Source organism: Mesorhizobium sp. B2-4-2, assembly GCF_006442845.1.
Taxonomy (GTDB): Bacteria; Pseudomonadota; Alphaproteobacteria; order Rhizobiales; family Rhizobiaceae; genus Mesorhizobium.
On record NZ_VFVM01000003.1, the window covers coordinates 574,721 to 591,389 of the forward strand.

General features: G+C 63.0%; 16 protein-coding genes and 1 pseudogene. 10 read left to right on the forward strand and 7 right to left on the reverse strand.

Annotated features, from left to right (window positions below):
• Positions 1-36 precede the first annotated feature (36 nt).
• The 5 genes from FJ942_RS09675 (at position 37) to FJ942_RS09695 (ending at position 7,043) form a co-directional block, all read left to right on the forward strand.
• Entirely contained in the window at positions 37-2,838 is a 2,802-nt protein-coding gene (locus FJ942_RS09675) for a [protein-PII] uridylyltransferase (protein ID WP_140512962.1), read from the forward strand.
• Between the two features lie 46 nt (positions 2,839-2,884).
• Positions 2,885-4,492 (forward strand): murein biosynthesis integral membrane protein MurJ, encoded by a 1,608-nt coding sequence (gene murJ / locus FJ942_RS09680; protein WP_140897555.1) that lies wholly within the window; start codon positions 2,885-2,887, stop codon positions 4,490-4,492.
• 172 nt (positions 4,493-4,664) lie between these two features.
• The gene (gene trpS, locus FJ942_RS09685; RefSeq protein ID WP_140497129.1) at positions 4,665-5,732 is read left to right on the forward strand and encodes a tryptophan--tRNA ligase; all 1,068 of its coding nucleotides are present in this window, start codon (positions 4,665-4,667) and stop codon (positions 5,730-5,732) included.
• A gap of 103 nt (positions 5,733-5,835) precedes the next feature.
• Entirely contained in the window at positions 5,836-6,327 is a 492-nt protein-coding gene (locus tag FJ942_RS09690) for a universal stress protein (RefSeq protein WP_140497131.1), read from the forward strand.
• 146 nt (positions 6,328-6,473) lie between these two features.
• On the forward strand, positions 6,474-7,043 hold the full coding sequence (locus tag FJ942_RS09695) for a NifU family protein (RefSeq protein ID WP_140497133.1): 570 nt from the start codon (positions 6,474-6,476) through the stop codon (positions 7,041-7,043).
• A 149-nt stretch (positions 7,044-7,192) separates the two neighbouring features.
• Here the strand turns inward: FJ942_RS09695 and FJ942_RS09700 are convergent, their stop codons facing one another.
• Complete coding sequence (locus FJ942_RS09700; protein WP_140497135.1) at positions 7,193-7,810, reverse strand: L,D-transpeptidase; 618 nt, start codon at positions 7,808-7,810, stop codon at positions 7,193-7,195.
• A gap of 223 nt (positions 7,811-8,033) precedes the next feature.
• Here FJ942_RS09700 and cueR point away from each other — a divergent pair, with 223 nt between their 5' ends.
• The 4 genes from cueR (at position 8,034) to FJ942_RS09720 (ending at position 9,709) form a co-directional block, all read left to right on the forward strand.
• On the forward strand, positions 8,034-8,453 hold the full coding sequence (cueR, locus tag FJ942_RS09705; RefSeq protein ID WP_140559742.1) for a Cu(I)-responsive transcriptional regulator: 420 nt from the start codon (positions 8,034-8,036) through the stop codon (positions 8,451-8,453).
• A gap of 50 nt (positions 8,454-8,503) precedes the next feature.
• Positions 8,504-8,923 carry an OsmC family protein gene (locus tag FJ942_RS09710; protein ID WP_140897557.1) on the forward strand — a complete coding sequence of 140 codons (420 nt, stop codon included), beginning with the start codon at positions 8,504-8,506 and terminating at the stop codon, positions 8,921-8,923.
• A 125-nt stretch (positions 8,924-9,048) separates the two neighbouring features.
• On the forward strand, positions 9,049-9,297 hold the full coding sequence (locus FJ942_RS09715; RefSeq protein ID WP_140649452.1) for a hypothetical protein: 249 nt from the start codon (positions 9,049-9,051) through the stop codon (positions 9,295-9,297).
• 82 nt (positions 9,298-9,379) lie between these two features.
• Positions 9,380-9,709 carry a hypothetical protein gene (locus FJ942_RS09720; protein WP_140670788.1) on the forward strand — a complete coding sequence of 110 codons (330 nt, stop codon included), beginning with the start codon at positions 9,380-9,382 and terminating at the stop codon, positions 9,707-9,709.
• Positions 9,710-9,823: 114 nt separating this feature from the next.
• Here FJ942_RS09720 and FJ942_RS09725 read toward each other — a convergent pair whose 3' ends face one another.
• The 3 genes and pseudogenes from FJ942_RS09725 to FJ942_RS09735 form a co-directional block, all read right to left on the reverse strand.
• Positions 9,824-10,015, reverse strand: a complete 192-nt coding sequence (locus FJ942_RS09725) for a hypothetical protein (protein ID WP_140897559.1) — start codon at positions 10,013-10,015, stop codon at positions 9,824-9,826.
• Positions 10,016-10,264: 249 nt separating this feature from the next.
• Positions 10,265-11,107 carry a hypothetical protein gene (locus tag FJ942_RS09730; RefSeq protein ID WP_140649456.1) on the reverse strand — a complete coding sequence of 281 codons (843 nt, stop codon included), beginning with the start codon at positions 11,105-11,107 and terminating at the stop codon, positions 10,265-10,267.
• Positions 11,108-11,338: 231 nt separating this feature from the next.
• Positions 11,339-12,291: pseudogene (locus FJ942_RS09735) on the reverse strand (IS1595 family transposase).
• Between the two features lie 110 nt (positions 12,292-12,401).
• Here FJ942_RS09735 and FJ942_RS09740 point away from each other — a divergent pair.
• Positions 12,402-12,902: an MmcB family DNA repair protein gene (locus tag FJ942_RS09740; protein WP_140497303.1), complete on the forward strand. Its 501-nt coding sequence runs from the start codon at positions 12,402-12,404 to the stop codon at positions 12,900-12,902.
• A 242-nt stretch (positions 12,903-13,144) separates the two neighbouring features.
• On the opposite strand, the gene nhaA is transcribed toward FJ942_RS09740, so the two are convergent.
• The 3 genes from nhaA to FJ942_RS09765 form a co-directional block, all read right to left on the reverse strand.
• Positions 13,145-14,341, reverse strand: coding sequence for a Na+/H+ antiporter NhaA (gene nhaA, locus FJ942_RS09750; protein WP_140897561.1), 1,197 nt, complete (start codon positions 14,339-14,341; stop codon positions 13,145-13,147).
• A gap of 298 nt (positions 14,342-14,639) precedes the next feature.
• A complete protein-coding gene (locus FJ942_RS09760; RefSeq protein ID WP_140624884.1) occupies positions 14,640-15,203 on the reverse strand; it encodes an ActR/PrrA/RegA family redox response regulator transcription factor in 564 nt (187 codons plus the stop codon).
• Between the two features lie 63 nt (positions 15,204-15,266).
• Entirely contained in the window at positions 15,267-16,598 is a 1,332-nt protein-coding gene (locus tag FJ942_RS09765) for an ActS/PrrB/RegB family redox-sensitive histidine kinase (RefSeq protein WP_140513548.1), read from the reverse strand.
• Positions 16,599-16,669: the final 71 nt, after the last annotated feature.

Consider the following 16,669-nt stretch of genomic DNA (forward strand, 5'->3'; position numbering starts at 1 on the left):
ATAGACGCCGCCCAAAAGGCAAGGCCAACCGGTACCATGGCGAAAATCTCCCTGAAGCTCGATGAACTGATCGACGGCGACGCCTTGCGCCGCGAGATGACCGCGCTGACGGCGGCCACGACCGGGGACGGCTCCGGATCGGCCGCCCGCGCCGGGGTTCTCCAGCTTCTCAAGGGCCGGCTCGCCGCGGGCCGCAAAACAGCCGAGGCCATGCTGAAGCAGGATGGCGGCGGCAATGCCTGCGCCGAGCGGCTGTCGCATCTGATGGATGAGCTGATCCGGGCGCTCTACGATTTTGTCGCGACCCATGTCTACCGGGTAAAGAACCGGTCGGTGGCCGAACGCATGGCCGTCGTCGCGGTCGGCGGCTATGGGCGCGGCACGCTGGCGCCGGGATCCGACATCGACCTCCTGTTCCTGTTGCCCTACAAGCAGACGCCGTGGGGCGAACAGACAGTCGAATACATGCTCTACATGCTGTGGGACCTCGGGCTGAAGGTCGGCCACGCGACCCGCAACATCGAGGAATGCCTGCGGCTGTCGCGCACCGACATCACCATCCGCACCTCGATCCTGGAAGCGCGCTTCCTGTGGGGTGAGCAGAAGCTCTACGACGAACTGATGCTGCGCTTCGACCATGAGGTGGTGCGCACCACCGGACCGGAATATGTGCAGGCCAAGCTCGCCGAACGCGACGAGCGCCATGCCAAGGCCGGCGAAAGCCGCTATCTGGTCGAGCCCAACGTCAAGGACGGCAAGGGCGGCCTGCGCGACCTGCAGACGCTGTTCTGGATCGGCAAATATTTCTACCGGGTGCGCACCGGCGAGGAGCTGGTCGAGAAGGGCGTCTTCACGCAGGCCGAATACCGCGAGTTCCAGAAGGCCGAGGATTTCCTGTGGGCCGTGCGCTGTCACATGCATTTCCTCACCGGCAAGGCCGAGGAGCGGCTGCATTTCGACATCCAGCGCGAGATCGCGGAGCGGCTGGGCTACACCACGCATCCCGGCCTGTCGGCGGTCGAGCGCTTCATGAAGCACTATTTCCTCGTCGCCAAGGATGTCGGCGACCTGACCCGCATCTTCTGCGCCGCGCTCGAAGAGGAGCAGGCCAAGCATGTGCCGGGCTTCAACCGCATCTTCCTCACCTTCCAGCGCCGCAAGCGCAAGCTTGCCGGCACGTCGGATTTCATCGTCGACAACCACCGTATCAACATCGCCGACGACCAGGTGTTCGAGCGCGATCCGGTCAATCTGCTCAGGCTGTTCTGGTTCGCCGACAAGCACGGGCTGGAGTTTCACCCCGACGCGCTGAAGCTGCTCACCCGCTCGCTCGGCCTGGTCAACAAATCGCTCCGGCGCGACGAGGAGGCCAACCGGCTGTTCCTCGACATCCTGACCTCGGACCGCAACGCCGAGCTCAATCTGCGCCGCATGAACGAGGCGGGGCTGCTCGGCCGGCTGATCCCCGATTTCGGCAAGATCGTCGCCATGATGCAGTTCTCGATGTACCACCACTACACGGTCGACGAGCATCTGATCCGCTGCATCGGCGTGCTGGCCGAGATCGAGCGCGGCGACGGCGAGAAGGTGCATCCACTGTCGCATTCGCTGATGCCGGGACTGAGAAAGAGCCGCGAGGCGCTCTACGTCGCCGTGCTGCTGCACGACATCGCCAAGGGCAGGCCGGAGGACCATTCGGAAGCCGGCGCCCGGATCGCCCGGCGCATCTGCCCGCATATGGGACTTTCGACCACCGACACCGAAACGGTGGCCTGGCTGGTCGAGAACCATCTGGTCATGTCGATGACGGCGCAGACGCGCGATCTCAACGATCGCAAGACGATCGAGGACTTCGCCTCGATCGTGCAGTCCGTCGAGCGGCTGAAGCTGCTTCTCATCCTCACCGTCTGCGACATCAGGGGCGTCGGACCGGGCGTCTGGAACGGTTGGAAGGGCCAGTTGCTGCGCACGCTGTACTACGAGACCGAACTGCTGCTCACCGGCGGCTTCTCGGAAGTGTCGCGCGCCCAGCGCACGGCGGCGGCGCGCGAGTGCCTGGCCGAAGCGCTCGCCGGCTGGCCCGACAAGATCCGCAAACGCTATGTCGGCCTGCACTATGAGAATTACCTGCTGACCGTCGACCTGCCGGACCAGCTTCGCCACGCCGAATTCATCCGCGAGGCGGATGCGTCCGGCAACAAGCTTGCCACCATGGTCAAGACGCACCAGTTCGAGGCGGTGACCGAGATCACCGTTTTGGCGCAGGACCATCCGCGCCTGCTGTCGGTGATCGCCGGCGCCTGTGCGGCGGCCGGCGGCAACATCGTCGACGCGCAGATCTTCACCACCTCGGACGGCCGCGCGCTGGACACGATCCTGATCTCGAGGGAGTTCGATCGCGACGAGGACGAGCGCCGGCGTGCCGAGCGCGTCGGGCGGCTGATCGAGGACGTGCTGTCGGGCAAGAGCTGGCTCCCGGAGATGATCGAGAAGCGCACCAAACCCAAGCGCGGCGCCAAGGTCTTCCGGATCGCGCCGCGCGCCGAAATCCGCAACACGCTGTCGAACCGATTTTCGGTGATCGAGGTCGAGGGGCTGGACCGGCCGGGCCTGTTGTCGGAGATCACCGGAACGCTGTCCGACCTGTCGCTCGACATCGCGTCGGCCCACATCACTACCTTCGGCGAAAAGGTGATCGATACGTTCTATGTCACCGACCTCACCGGCCAGAAGATCGACAGCCCGTCACGCACCACCACCATCCGCAACCGGCTGACGGCGACGCTCGAGGGCACGGCCTCCGAACGCGGCAGCAGGACCAGGGCCGCCGCCGAGTGAGCGCCACCATCACTTTGTCCCAATCGCGCAGGCAGTCTCCAAACGCATGAGCCTCGTCAAGAAATTCGCTACGGTCGCTTCCGGCACGCTGATGAGCCGCGCGCTCGGTTTCGGCCGCGAGATGCTGATGGCGGCAGCACTGGGCACCGGACCGGTGGCCGACGCCTTCAACGCCGCCTTCCAGTTTCCCAACACCTTTCGCCGGCTGTTCGCCGAAGGCGCCTTCAACGCCGCCTTCGTGCCGCTGTTCGCCAAGGAGATCGAGACGCACGGCACCGACGGCGCCAAGCGCTTTTCAGAGGAAGTGTTCGGGGTGCTGTTCACGGCGCTGCTGGCGCTGACCATCGCCATGGAACTGGCGATGCCGCTGATCGTGCGCTACCTGGTGGCGCCGGGTTTCGCCGACACGCCGGGCAAGTTCGAGACGACCGTCACTCTGGCGACGATCATGTTCCCCTATCTCATCTGCATGTCGCTGGCCGCCATGATGGCGGGCATGCTGAATTCGCTACGCCGCTATTTCGCCGCGGCGATCGCGCCTGCCTTTCTCAACATCATCCTGATCAGCGTGCTTGGCTATGCCTGGTATCATGGGCTGGATGCGCATGCCGTCGGCTTCAGCCTGTCCTGGGGCGTTCTGGCGGCGGGCCTCGTGCAGCTCGCCATCGTCTGGGTGGCGGTTCGCAACGCCGGCATCTCGATCGGTTTCCGCCGGCCGAAGATGACGCCGAACGTGAAGCGGCTCCTGATCCTGGCGCTGCCGGCGGCGATCACCGGCGGCATCACCCAGATCAACCAGCTGATAGGCACCGCCATCGCCTCGGCGCAGGACAGCGCCGTCTCCTCGCTCGCCTATGCCGACCGCGTCTACCAGCTGCCACTTGGCGTGGTCGGCGTCGCCGTTGCGATCGTGCTGTTGCCGGAACTGTCGCGGGCGCTGAAGTCGGGCAATCTGATCGAGGCGGCCAATCTGCAAAACCGCTCGGTCGAATTCACCTTGTTCATGACCTTGCCGGCTGCGGTGGCGCTCTGGGTCATGTCTGAGCCGATCGTGCGGCTGGTCTATGAGCGCGGCGCGTTCGCCGCCAACCATTCGACGCCTGTCGTGGCGGCGATCCTGGCGATCTTCGGGCTCGGCCTGCCGGCCTTCGTGCTGATCAAGGCGTTCACCCCGGGCTATTTCGCCCGCGAGGACACACGCACGCCGATGACCTTCGCCGCCATCTCGGTGGCGGTGAACGTCGCCACCGCGCTGACGCTGTTTCCGAGGATGGGCGCGCCCGGCATCGCCGTGGCCTCGGCGGTGGCCGGCTGGGTCAACGCGCTGATGCTGCTCGGGGTGCTGATCCGGCGCGGCCATTGGGGCCGCGACGTGCCGCTTCTGAAGCGCATTCCGCGTCTGGTGCTCTCGGCGGGGGTGATGGGCGTCGCCCTCTATTTCGCCGAACACTGGCTGAGCGCCAGCCTCGGCTCCGGCTCGCCGCTGGTCGTCAAGGCGACGACGCTGCTGGGGCTGGTGGCCGGCGGGGCGCTGCTCTACTTCGTCACGGCCTTTGCCAGCGGCGGCGCCGATTTCGGCATGATCCGGCGCAATGTGAAGCGCGGCTCAGGCAAAGCGACACCACCAGCCGTAAACGCCGAGCTGGACGAGTAGGCCGGGCAGCCCGACTGCAATAGCAGTCTTGATCGCAGCGTCATGTTCGTCCATAAGCGCGCCGTCGCAAGACTTTCGCCGCACGCGGTTTCCAGCCGCGTGATTGGCTCCGAAAAGTCTGCAACTTTTCGGAATCACGCTTATACGGCCCTCCACAAGCCACGAGGAAACCATGTCCGCCTTCAAGCCACTCGTCTTCTCCGGCGTCCAGCCGACCGGCAATCTGCATCTTGGCAACTATCTCGGTGCCATCAAGAAATTCGTCGCCCTGCAGGAGACGTCCGACTGCATCTACTGCGTCGTCGACCTGCATTCGCTGACGGCCCAGCTGGTTTATGACGACCTCAAGGACCAGACGCGCTCCATCACCGCGGCATTCCTGGCCTCCGGCATCGATCCGAAGAAGCACATCGTGTTCAACCAGTCGCGGGTGATGCAGCACGCCGAGCTCGCCTGGATTTTCAACTGCGTGGCGCGCATCGGCTGGATGAACAAGATGACGCAGTTCAAGGACAAGGCCGGCAAGGACCGCGAGAACGCCTCGCTCGGCCTGCTTGCCTATCCCTCGCTGATGGCAGCCGACATCCTGCTCTACCGCGCCACCCATGTGCCGGTCGGCGAGGACCAGAAGCAGCATCTGGAACTGACGCGCGACATCGCCCAGAAATTCAACAACGACTTTTCGGACCGCATCGCCGGTCTTGGCGTCGGCGTCGAGATGCAGGTCGGAGAGGAAATTGTGAACGGCTACTTTCCGATCACCGAGCCGGTCATCGGCGGGCCGGCGGCGCGCATCATGTCGTTGCGCGACGGCTCCAAGAAGATGTCGAAGTCGGACCCGTCGGATCTGTCGCGCATCAATCTGACCGACGATGCCGACGCCATCTCCAAGAAGATCCGCAAGGCCAAGACCGATCCGGAAGCCTTGCCGAGCGAAGTGGACGGCCTCGCCACCCGGCCGGAAGCGGAAAACCTGGTCGGCATTTATGCCGGCCTTGCGGACATATCGAAAGAGGCGGTGCTGAAGGAGTTCGGCGGCCAGCAGTTTTCGGTGTTCAAGCCGGCACTGGCCGACCTGGCAGTCGAAAAACTGGCTCCCGTCGCCGCCGAAATGCGCCGCATTTCCGATGACCGCGCCTATGTCGACGCGGTGCTGAGGGACGGCGGCGAGCGCGCCGGCGTGCTGGCCGAAGCGACGATGAAGACGGTGCGCGACATCATCGGGCTGCTGCAGGACTGATCCGCATCCTTATGCCCCGCACCATACCGGCCAAAGACCGGCGGCTTGCCGCCGGTCAGCCGCAGTGGCAGATTGCGGCCGAAATGACATCGAGTAAATAGACATGGTCTCCAAACGCCTCAGCCGCGAAGCCGGACATCGCCGGAAGTTCCTGGCGATCATCGACGATACGCCCGAATGCGAGCGCGCCGTCGCCTACGCCTCGAAGCGGGCGCTGAGCACCAGCGGCGTGCTGGTGCTGCTCTATGTCATCGAACCGGACGATTTCCAGCACTGGCTGGGCGTCGAGAAGATCATGCGCGAGGAGGCGACCGCCACCGCACGCACCGCGCTCGACAGCTATGCCAACAAGGTGCGCCAGAAGCTCGGCATCGAACCCGAGATGGTGGTGCGCGAGGGCAAGCCCACCGAAGAGATCCACAAGCTGATCGAGGAAGATCAGGATATTGCCATCCTGGTGCTGGCGGCCGGCGCCGGCAAGGAAGGGCCCGGGCCGCTGGTCGGCGCGGTGGCCGGCAAGGGCGCCGCCTTCCCTATCCCGGTGACCGTGGTGCCGCAAAACCTTTCGGACGAGGAAATCGACAGCCTCGCCTGAAGCCCGCCAGGGATTTCGATCCCCAGCCAGCAAAAACATTCCGCCAGCCAGCCGTTCGGGCGACGCGTTTCGCTTGAATGTCCAGCCGATAGAGCTTATTTAGAATTATTCCAAACTATCTGCCCGAGACGGGCACGGAGACGGCCATGTTCATCCAGACCGAATCGACGCCAAACCCGGCGACGCTGAAATTCCTGCCCGGCAAGGAAGTGCTTTTGGAAGGCACCGCCGATTTCCGTGATGCCGACAGTGCGGCGACGGCCTCGCCGCTGGCCGGCCGGCTGTTCGAAATACCGGGCGTCACCGGCGTCTTCTTCGGCTACGACTTCATCACCGTGACCAAGGACGGGCCCGACTGGCAGCATCTGAAGCCGGCGATCCTGGGCGCCATCATGGAGCATTTCATGTCCGGCGCGCCTGTCATGGCCAATGCCGGCCCGGCCGCGGAGACCAGCCAGACCGGCGAGTTCTACGACAAGGCCGACGAGGAACTCGTCATCACCATCAAGGAGCTGCTCGACACACGGGTGCGCCCGGCAGTGGCCCAGGATGGCGGCGACATCACCTTCCGCGGCTTCGAGAACGGCACCGTGTTCCTGCACATGAAGGGCGCCTGCGCCGGCTGCCCGTCATCGACGGCGACGCTGAAGCACGGCATCCAGAACCTGCTCCGCCACTTCGTTCCCGAGGTCCAGCAGGTCGAACAGGTCGCCTGACCATTCGTCTTCGCCGAGCGCGGCGACGATTCTCAAAAAGCAAGCAACAAAAAACCGGGCCGAATTGCCCGGTTTTTTGTTGGGGACGTCCGTTGTTGCCTAGACGGTCCGCGTACGAACGGTTTTGACCATGAACCTCGCGGTCACGGTCAGAGGACGATGACCTTGGCGCCGACCTCGGCGCGATCGTAAAGGTCGATGATGTCCTGATTCATCAGCCGGATGCAGCCCGAAGACATCGCCTTGCCGATCGAGTTCCATTCCGGGCTGCCATGCAGGCGATAGCCCATGTCGCCGCCCTTGTTGAACAGGTACAGAGCGCGCGCGCCGAGCGGGTTCTTCAGGCCCGGCTCCATGCCGCCGGCGAACTTGGCGAGTTCCGGCTGGCGCTTGATCATCTGCGACGGCGGCGTCCAGGTCGGCCATTCGCGCTTGATGGCGACATGGGCGGTGCCATGCCACTCGAAGCCCTCGCGGCCGACGCCGATGCCGTAGCGAATTGCCCGGCCGTCACCCTCGACGAAGTAGAGGAACTTGTTCTGCGTATCGACGATGATGGTGCCCGGCTTTTCCTTGGTGTCGTAGTTCACCTCCTGCCGGTGATACTTCGCGGGCACCTTTTCGATCGGGATGCGCGGCAGCTGGTAGCCGGCGTCGGTCACCGCGCCATAGTCGTTGGAGAATATCTGCCCGCCAATGGTGCTGCAACCGGCGAGTGCGGTGGACAGCGCCAGTGCGGCAATTACTGCAAGCGACTTCATGCGCATGAGGTGATCCGTGCCCCGCCAAACATCCGCGGCACGAGTCGGCCGCTTTCTTGCCATCATTCATGCTGGCATTTGCTTTGCTTGCCAAGTACGCGATGCCTATATGCAAGACCTCACCTGCCGGTAAGCCAGCAACTGCGGCATTTCGGCAACAGCCTTCACCGGATTGTGAAGGAAATTCAATGGCCATGACTCTCGGGCCAGCAGGAATCGAGGAACAACCATGAATGTCGGCGACGCCGCCCAGCGTTCCGGTCTGCCAGCCAAGACCATCCGCTACTATGAGGAAATCGGCCTGATCGCGCCTGCGCGTGCCGGCAACGGCTATCGCGACTATTCGGGCGACGACATCCATCGGCTGACCTTCCTGCGCCGTGCCCGCAACCTGGGCTTTTCCATTGACGATTGCCGCCAGTTGATGGCGCTTTACCAGGACCGCAGCCGCGCCAGCCACGACGTGCGCGAGATCGCCACCGCCCATGTCAGGGCGATCGAGGAGAAGGTGCGCGAGCTGCAGGCGATGCGATCGACCCTGCAGAAGCTCGTCCAGGCCTGCCATGGCGACGACCGGCCGGACTGCCCGATCATCGATGACATTGCGGGAACCGCGCCGCTCGGCGATAAAGCCGTCACGGTCGCATAGATCCGTGCCGGCCAGGCCCGACGCCTCTCGGCTACGGAGGGAGGATGCCGATGGCCTCGATGACTGTCGAACTGCACAATGTCGAAGGCACCGAAGCCGCCATGGGCTGGGCCGGCGGCCACACGATCGTCGTCGACCGGCCCGAGGGCAAGGCCGGCGGCATGGGCCTGGGCTTCAATGGCGGCCAGCTGCTGGCGCTGGCGATTGGCGGCTGCTTCTGCAACGACCTTCGCTATGTCGCCGACGAGATCGGCGTGAAACTCGGCAGGATCGCCGTCTCAGTGAGGCGTGATCTCGACGGCAAGCCCCTGCTGGCGACCGCAGCAAGGATGACGGTTTCCTGCGAGACCTTGGACGGGTCCGATCCCCAAAGGATCATTGACGGTGCCAGCGCGGTTTCGACGGTCAGCAACTCGTTGCGCCAGGGCGTGCCGATTACGATCGAAATGGTGGAGCCTGGCCGCTCATAGGCGATTATATGGTTGACAAACCCAACGTTAGGGTGTAATAAGGTAACAACTCGCGAGACAGAACGGCCTGCCCTTCCATAAGGCGGGCCGTTCGCGTTATTCAGGCTTAAACGGAGGCACCTGGAATGGGCATCACCTGTGTGCGTAGGGGTAGGCAGGCACAGAAGGTAAGTGACGCGGTTGATGGCAGGGTTCGCCGGCTCGGCCCTGTTGTGGCGATAGATTTTGAGACCGGGGACTTGAAGCAACGAGGCACCGACTGGTCCGTCCATATCGAAGCCGACAGCTTTGAAGAAATGGCATTGGCCATGGTCAATGCCGCGCCAGACGATGCGGCTGCGGCATTCGCTTGGGCACTAAGCAAAAGATTGTGAGCGCTACCCAGCCGTAGGGGAATGACGCAGCTTTCCCATTATCCAAATTGAGCGTATGACTGGCATTCGCTTGGAGGGGCGCATGCTGGGGGTTGAAGGCTGGAAAATCGCTTGGGGCGTGGTTTTCCTCATTGTAGAATTTGTTTTGATCTATGGTGCGGTGCACCATATAATCAATCCAGAAATCCGGAACTCACGAGACGCCAAACGGTTCAATGAGAGCGTCAAGTACGCCGCGAGCGCGATAAATGCGCTTGCCGTGGGTATGATCGGTGGTTCGGTAGTCGTACCGGCAATTAACCACCAGGACCTACAATGGTGGTCATTAGCTTGGGCGATAGGTGGTTTCGCCCTACATACGGTAGGACACTTAGTCCTAAGCCTATTACGGAAGGAGGACGGCTATGAATGAGATCGGTATTTTCGTGCCCCTCGCTGGCTTGGTCTTTGGAGCTGCGCTCTATCTCGCCCTACGAGGCGTAAAGCACCCCAAACAGGGTGGCGTCAAGAAACATGGGAAGCCCGCTTAGGCGGGCTTTTTCTTGTCCGCTTCGCGCTTCCGCCGCACCAATTCCTTTATCTGCTCATTGGTGAGCTTCGGCGCGTGGGCGATTTTGTTCACCACAGCCTCAAAGGCAGCGTCGGACTGATCCGTTTTCAGTTCGCGCGCCGCGTCGCGGAATTTGTCGATTTGCGGCTTATCACTTGGCTTAGGCATAGGAATATAGACTCCGAGTCCGACGCATGATAAACGAAACGCACGAAAGCGCCGAAGGCTATGGACGCCCCGACGCTTTCGCTCTTACCCCCTGTGGAAGGGGGCAGGGTGAGCCGCCATCAGGCGGCTACCGGTATTCTCCGGGTCATGAACCACATGACGCATCCTCCTTTCACTCGCTTGGGTTCTGTGTCGCGGCCCGCTGGCCTGCAAAGACGCGACACACTCGAAAATCTGGAGCGGCGCACCCTATTGGAATGCGTCGCTTTTTCGTTTCTGCGGCTCCCCGATTTCAATCTCCCCGTCGCCCTCATAAATCATGTCGAAGGCGTTCGCTGCGAGCCGAAGCCATTTGATCCGTTCTGAGTGCTTCCACTCCTCCCCCGGTGTCGGAAGCTCTTTAAGAAGGCCCTGGATAAACGGGTGATAGTTGTCAGCACCACCACCGCCATCCCCGCCGCCGGCAAACCAAATTTTCCTGCCCCGGCCAGCGTCATCATCACGTTGTTCCTTTTTGCCTTCATGTGCGTCGGCAGCGTTCTCCCCAGCGTTCGCGATGGGCGGGCGCACAAGGCGGTCTCGATCTCCGTTGGGGAAATAGCCTGCTTGGCTTGCAGACCTATCGAAGGCATGGCGAGCTTTTTCCTTTTGCTTTGGTGCGACACCAAAGCCCACAAAAGCATGTTCCAGTGGCGCCGGTCGTGGAGGCAGTTGCTTGCCCCGGAACTCGTCATAGACGCGCTTGTATAGTGGCACTTTCAGAAAAGAGTCTGCGCGCGCGGCTCGCTCTCGCTTGGGGTCCACAATCGCAAACCCCAATTCGGTCAGTTGATATTTGCCACCGACCGTCTCGATGATGCCGAACGTTCGGGCGGTTGCAATCTTAAGTCGGAAGTTGCCGCTTGACGGAGCCTGCTTCATTGCGGCCGCCAACTGGTCGGCGTCCACCGGAACGCCGCCACAATCCATTATGCCGCGCGCGACGCTGATGCCGTCATCCTGATCGCCATAGGGAAATTGAATTGTCGATTGGTCGCGGGACTGTTTGTCCTCAGCGGCGGGTGCGCTGCTCTGGTTTGATGAATCTACCATCGCCGTTCTCCGTGTCCTCCCACAGGCGCGAGTCGCCCTCGCAGAGGAACTGGATATGCGATCTAAGGCATTTTGGCCCTGCCGTCCATCGAATTCTCATAGCGTGTCCCCGATTATGATTTTGGGGACATGTTCTCTTTTGGTGCCACCCATGACCGCAGCCGCTTCCTGGCATAGCGCCAGGGCGGTAGCTCTAGCTGCGCGGGCCTGCGGAAGTGCGTCCGCTTTTCGTCAAGCAGGTCTATGATAGGTGAGGCGCTTATCAGTTGCGCCCTTCAAGGCGATGAAAGCGCGGGTGCCGTCATCGACGCCAAGCGCGATGCGGTTGCTGTAGCGGAAATCGAACTCGGCAAGATAGCGGTGCAAGTGTCGCTCGCTGCAATGCTGGTAAATGCCCTTCATGCCGCGCTTGAAGATCGAATAGAAGCCTTCGACGGTATTGGTGTGGACGGTCTTTTCGCCTTCGTAGCGGACATACTCGTCCTTGGAATGCGTGACGACATCATGCGAAGCAAATTCCTGGCTGGCGCGGCGATAGATGCCGCTTTCGTCGGTCATGAGTGCAGTCTCCCGCGCGATGTTGGCGCGAACGATTGGCATGACGGTTCCGATTCGGGCGGTATCGACGTGGAAGGAACGGGCGCGGCCACCACGCTCACCAGCGTAACGACCGTGTTCTTGTGTGCGCCGCCGCCACGTTTAACCCGAGTGCCGGCAAGACGGCCTGTGTATGTCTCGTCAACCTCAACGGTCTTGCCGTTGCCGCCGAGCGGGGAGAGGTCGCCAGACGCCATTGCAAGACGAATGCGATGGCATAGGAACCAAGCAGCCTCATAGGTGCATTCGAGTATGCGATGCATCTGGTGAGCGCTGATGCCCTTCTTAGAGGCGCACATGAGGTGGATGGCCTGAAGCCACTTGGTGAGCGGCAAATGGCTTTCCTCGAAGATCGTGCCCATGCGCACGGTGAACTGAGAACGGCAGGCACTGCACTTGTACAGGCCATGACGCTCGACACCGTGGGGGTTCTTTTTGGAAGCCTTCGTGCGAATGCCCTTCAAGGCATAGTGCTTATCAACAGAGCCGCACTTGGGGCAAACCGGACCATTGGGCCACAGTATCGATTCCACATGCTCGAAAGCCTTGGCTTCGTCGTGGAACTCGGGGCGGGACAAAATGGACATGGCGATAACTCCTTGATGTTGTTATCGCCTATTGAGTTGGGTTTGTTAACCAGATAATGCCCCGCTCATAACGGGTTCAAATCGTGAACAAAATCTGGCATGGTCCCGTCATGCCAATCATCTCACCGATTCCCCTGAACCCGCTCATCGATGGTCGCCAGTCCGAACGCGCCATGCTGGTGCGGCGCGGGGTGCAGCGCCTGCTCCGCGAAATGGGCGCGCATGTGCTGCCTGAACTGTCGCTGGCGACCGGCCGCCGCGCCGACCTCGTCGCGCTGACCCGCCACGGCGACATATGGATCATCGAGATCAAATCCTCGGTCGAGGATTTTCGTGTCGACCGCAAATGGCCCGACTACCGGCTGCACTCGGACCGCTTCTTCTTCGCCACCCATCCCGGCGTGCCGGCGGAGATTTTTCCCGAAGAATGCGGCTTCATCCTCTCCGACGGCTATGGCGCCGAGATTTTGCGCGAGGCGCCCGAGCACCGCATGGTGGCGGCGACGCGCAAGGCGCTGATGCTGCGAATCGCGCGGGCCGGCGCCGCGCGGCTGCTGGCGGCGGAGCTCGCCGGGGTGGCCGTGCCTGCGCTGGAGGGGGAGAGCGAATAGGCTGGCAGGCAGGAGATAGAACGCAACCCACGGCGCCGCCCCTCATTGTCCTGCCGGACATTTCTCCCCGTATAGAGACGGGGAGAAAGGTGCTGTCATCGGCGATTCGCCAACTTATGGAAGAAAACGCCAAGGGGTCGCGTCACCCCTTCTCCCCGTCTCTATACGGGGAGAAGATGCCCGCAGGCAGATGAGGGGCAGCGCGACCTCGAAAAGAGTGCATTGAAGTCGCTGATACGCCCCTACTCCTCGCTTTCATCCACCTCAGTCGCCGCCGGCGCCATCAGCAGGACCGCCGCTCCGAGCAGCGCCGCGACCAGGGAGCCGGAGAGAATGCCGACCTTGACCGCGTCCTGCAGCGCCGTGTCGCTGGCGAAGGCGAGCAGGCCGATGAACAGGCTCATGGTGAAGCCGATGCCGCACAGCAGCGAGATGCCGATCATGTGCAGCCAGCCGGCATGGGCCGGCAGGTCGGCGAGACCGAAGCGGATGGCAAGCGCGGAGGAGCCGAACACGCCGACCAGCTTGCCGACGACGAGGCCGGCGGCAACGCCGAGTGTCAGCGGCTCGAACAGCGCGCCGACGCTGAGGCCCGCCAGCGAAACGCCGGCATTGGCGAAGCCGAAGATGGGGATGACGACGAAGGGCACTATTGCGTGCAGGCCGTGCTCGAGCCGGTGCAGCGGCGAATGATCGAGATCGCGTTCGATGCCGGCGGTGCGTTCGAGCGGAATGGTCAGGGCCAGCGCCACGCCGGCAAGCGTGGCATGCACGCCCGACTTCAGCACCAGCACCCACAGGATCGCACCGAGCACGAGGTAAGGCACGAGGCTCATCACCCGCATGCGGTTGAGCACGACAAGCGCGGCGATCACCGCGAAGGCGGCGCCCAGATAGGCAAGCGACAGACCGCTGGTGTAGAAGATCGCGATGATGATGACCGCGCCGAGATCGTCGATGATGGCAAGGGCGGTGAGGAAGATCTTGAGCGAGGCCGGTACGCGGCTGCCGAGCAGCGACAGCACGCCGAGCGCGAAGGCGATGTCGGTGGCGGTCGGGATCGCCCAGCCGGACAGCGCGCCCGCATTGTCACGGTTGATGGCGACGTAGGCCAGCGCCGGCACCACCATGCCGCCGGCCGCCGCGATGCCGGGCAGCACCCTGCGCGGCCAGGTCGAGAGCTGGCCGTCCAGCATCTCGCGCTTGATCTCCAGGCCGACGAGCAGGAAGAACACCGCCATCAGTCCATCATTGACCCAATGCGACACGCTGAGCGGGCCGAGATAGGCGTGGAGGACGGCAAAATAGGTTCCGGAGAGCGGTGAGTTGGCGACGATCAAGGCCAATGCCGCCGCCACCATCAGCATGATGCCGCCGGCCGCCTCGCTGTCGAGAAATTCGCGCAAGACGGAAACCGGCCGCTCTTTCAAGTCCCGCATGTCACCCTCCGTTATGCCGCCTGTTCGGCAGGCTTATTGTCGAGGCCGGCGGCGCCCCTCATTGCCCTGCCGGGCATTTCTCGCCGTATAGTGACGGGGAGAAAGAGGCTGGCCGCAGCGTCGGCGCCTTTTTGCAACGCTGGTGGTTAGCGAAATCGGCGATGATAGCGCCCCTCTCCCCGTCACTATACGGGGAGAGGATGCCGGCAGGCAGGTGAGGGGCGGCGCCGAGTTCGACAATTGGATGCTTCCCCGTAAGCAGAAACCGGTCCGAAGGAATGCTCAGCGCATCGCGCTCCTAGCGCGGCGCGCGCTTGGCCAGGATGCGCTGCAGGGTGCGGCGATGCATGTTGAGGCGGCGCGCGGTCTCGGAGACGTTGCGCTCGCACATTTCGTAGACACGCTGGATGTGCTCCCATCGCACGCGGTCGGCCGACATCGGATTTTCCGGGGGCGCGGCGCGCTCGCCGGCCGTGCGGGTTAGCGCAGCAAAGACGTCGTCGGCGTCGGCCGGCTTCGACAGATAGTCGACGGCGCCGAGCTTCACCGCCGTCACCGCGGTGGCGATGTTGCCGTAGCCGGTCAGGATGATCGCGCGGGAATCCTCGCGCTTCTCACGGATGGCGGCCACGACGTCGAGGCCGTTGCCGTCGCCAAGCCGCATATCGACCACCGCGTAGGCGGGCGGATTGGCGCGTGCCTTGCCGACCGCCTCCTCGACGCTCTCGGCCGTTTCGACCACGAACCCCCTGGTTTCCATGGCGCGGGCCAGACGGGTCAGGAACGGTTTGTCGTCGTCGACGATCAGAAGCGAGGTGTCCTCGCCCTCAACCATTGCGCCATTGTTTTCATCGCCTGTCATCGTCTTGAAATTCCTGCTGCCTTAATTTTACGCAGATATAGTTTTGCGTCGCGATTGTCCAATTTACGCGGTGTCAAACATCGTCGCGGGCGCCGATTCCGGGTTCAGGAAAACATTTCTGGGCCATGAAATCCGCACCATGGCGCCCTCGCCCAGTCCGCTCGAATTGCGAAAGTCGAGCGTGGCGCCCGATCGCTCGAGCAATGTCTTGGCGATGAACAGGCCCAGCCCCAGCCCGCCGCCGGCCTCCGTGCCCTGGCGTGTCGACATATAGGGCTCGCCGATGCGGTCGATGATCTCGGGCGGAAAGCCGGGACCGTCATCGATGATCGAGAAGGTGACGGTGGCCTCGTCCCAGCTCCAGCGCACGGTGACGCTCTCGCGGGCGAAATCGACGGCGTTCTCCACCAAATTGCCAAGGCCGTAGATGACGCCGGGATTGCGGCGCCCGACCGGCTCGGGGCCGCTGCGCTCGCCGGGCCTAAGCTTGATCGAGATGCCGAAGTCGCGGTGCGGCGCGGTGACCTCCTCGACCAGCGAGGTCAAAGGCAGGCGGGACAAATGCGCCTCTCCCTCGGACGACAGGCTGGTCAGGCGCTTGAGGATCTCGCGGCACCGCTCGCTCTGGGAGCGCAGCAGCGTCACATCCTCCCCGTATTTCGCGTCCTTGCCGAGCGCCTTTTCCATCTCCTTGGCGACAAGCGTGATGGTGGCGAGCGGTGTGCCCAGCTCATGCGCGGCGGCGGCGGCCAGCCCGTCGAGTGCCGACAGATGCTGCTCGCGCTGGAGCACCAGTTCAGTGGCGGCGAGCGCATTGGCCAGGAGGCGGGCTTCCGCGGCCACGCGGAAGGCGTAAATGGCGGTGAAGGCGATCGAAGACAGCACCGCCATCCACATGCCGGCAACATAGATGAAGGGCATCGCCAGCGGCGCGCCTTCATGCCAGGGCAATGGCAAGTGGAAGAAGACCAGCAAGGTCGCCGCCGTCATCACCAGCCCCCCAAGCACCGCGGTCAGGCGCAAGGGCAGCGACGTCGCCGAAATGACCACGGGCACCGTCATCAGCAGCGAGAACGGATTGGTAAGGCCGCCGGTCATGTAGAGCAGGCCGGCAAGCTGGAGGCTATCAAAGATCAGGATGCCGAAGGCCGCGAACGGCGTGAGCCGGTGCGCGGCCGGGAACCGAAAGGCAAGGAGCAGGTTCATCCAGGCCGAACACGCGATCAGGGCAAAGCACAGGCTGACCGGCAGTGGGAATTTCAGGCCGTAGGCGACGAAAAGCACCGTCACGCTCTGGCCGACAATGGCAAGCCAGCGCAGCCGGATCAGCGTGTTGAGGCGCAGTCTCTGGCTCTGCTGGAAATCGGGAGAACGCAATACGTTGATCATGGCCATGAAATACAGCCGCGAAGCGGCGAGCGCTAGGTGGATGACGAAGCGATGGCGTTTGCGCCAATCGCCAAGCA

Bases quoted from the DNA above. Each gene is read 5' to 3' on its own strand.
- FJ942_RS09715 (WP_140649452.1), top strand. From the start codon at position 9,049: ATGGGCATCACCTGTGTGCGTAGGGGTAGGCAGGCACAGAAGGTAAGT.
- FJ942_RS09730 (WP_140649456.1), bottom strand. From the start codon at position 11,107: ATGGTAGATTCATCAAACCAGAGCAGCGCACCCGCCGCTGAGGACAAA.
- FJ942_RS09740 (WP_140497303.1), top strand. From the start codon at position 12,402: ATGCCAATCATCTCACCGATTCCCCTGAACCCGCTCATCGATGGTCGC.
- FJ942_RS09760 (WP_140624884.1), bottom strand. From the start codon at position 15,203: ATGACAGGCGATGAAAACAATGGCGCAATGGTTGAGGGCGAGGACACC.
- FJ942_RS09675 (WP_140512962.1), top strand. From the start codon at position 37: ATGGCGAAAATCTCCCTGAAGCTCGATGAACTGATCGACGGCGACGCC.
- FJ942_RS09725 (WP_140897559.1), bottom strand. From the start codon at position 10,015: ATGCCTAAGCCAAGTGATAAGCCGCAAATCGACAAATTCCGCGACGCG.
- murJ (WP_140897555.1), top strand. From the start codon at position 2,885: ATGAGCCTCGTCAAGAAATTCGCTACGGTCGCTTCCGGCACGCTGATG.
- FJ942_RS09710 (WP_140897557.1), top strand. From the start codon at position 8,504: ATGGCCTCGATGACTGTCGAACTGCACAATGTCGAAGGCACCGAAGCC.
- FJ942_RS09765 (WP_140513548.1), bottom strand. From the start codon at position 16,598: ATGGCCATGATCAACGTATTGCGTTCTCCCGATTTCCAGCAGAGCCAG.
- cueR (WP_140559742.1), top strand. From the start codon at position 8,034: ATGAATGTCGGCGACGCCGCCCAGCGTTCCGGTCTGCCAGCCAAGACC.
- nhaA (WP_140897561.1), bottom strand. From the start codon at position 14,341: ATGCGGGACTTGAAAGAGCGGCCGGTTTCCGTCTTGCGCGAATTTCTC.
- FJ942_RS09695 (WP_140497133.1), top strand. From the start codon at position 6,474: ATGTTCATCCAGACCGAATCGACGCCAAACCCGGCGACGCTGAAATTC.
- trpS (WP_140497129.1), top strand. From the start codon at position 4,665: ATGTCCGCCTTCAAGCCACTCGTCTTCTCCGGCGTCCAGCCGACCGGC.
- FJ942_RS09700 (WP_140497135.1), bottom strand. From the start codon at position 7,810: ATGCGCATGAAGTCGCTTGCAGTAATTGCCGCACTGGCGCTGTCCACC.
- FJ942_RS09690 (WP_140497131.1), top strand. From the start codon at position 5,836: ATGGTCTCCAAACGCCTCAGCCGCGAAGCCGGACATCGCCGGAAGTTC.
- FJ942_RS09720 (WP_140670788.1), top strand. From the start codon at position 9,380: ATGCTGGGGGTTGAAGGCTGGAAAATCGCTTGGGGCGTGGTTTTCCTC.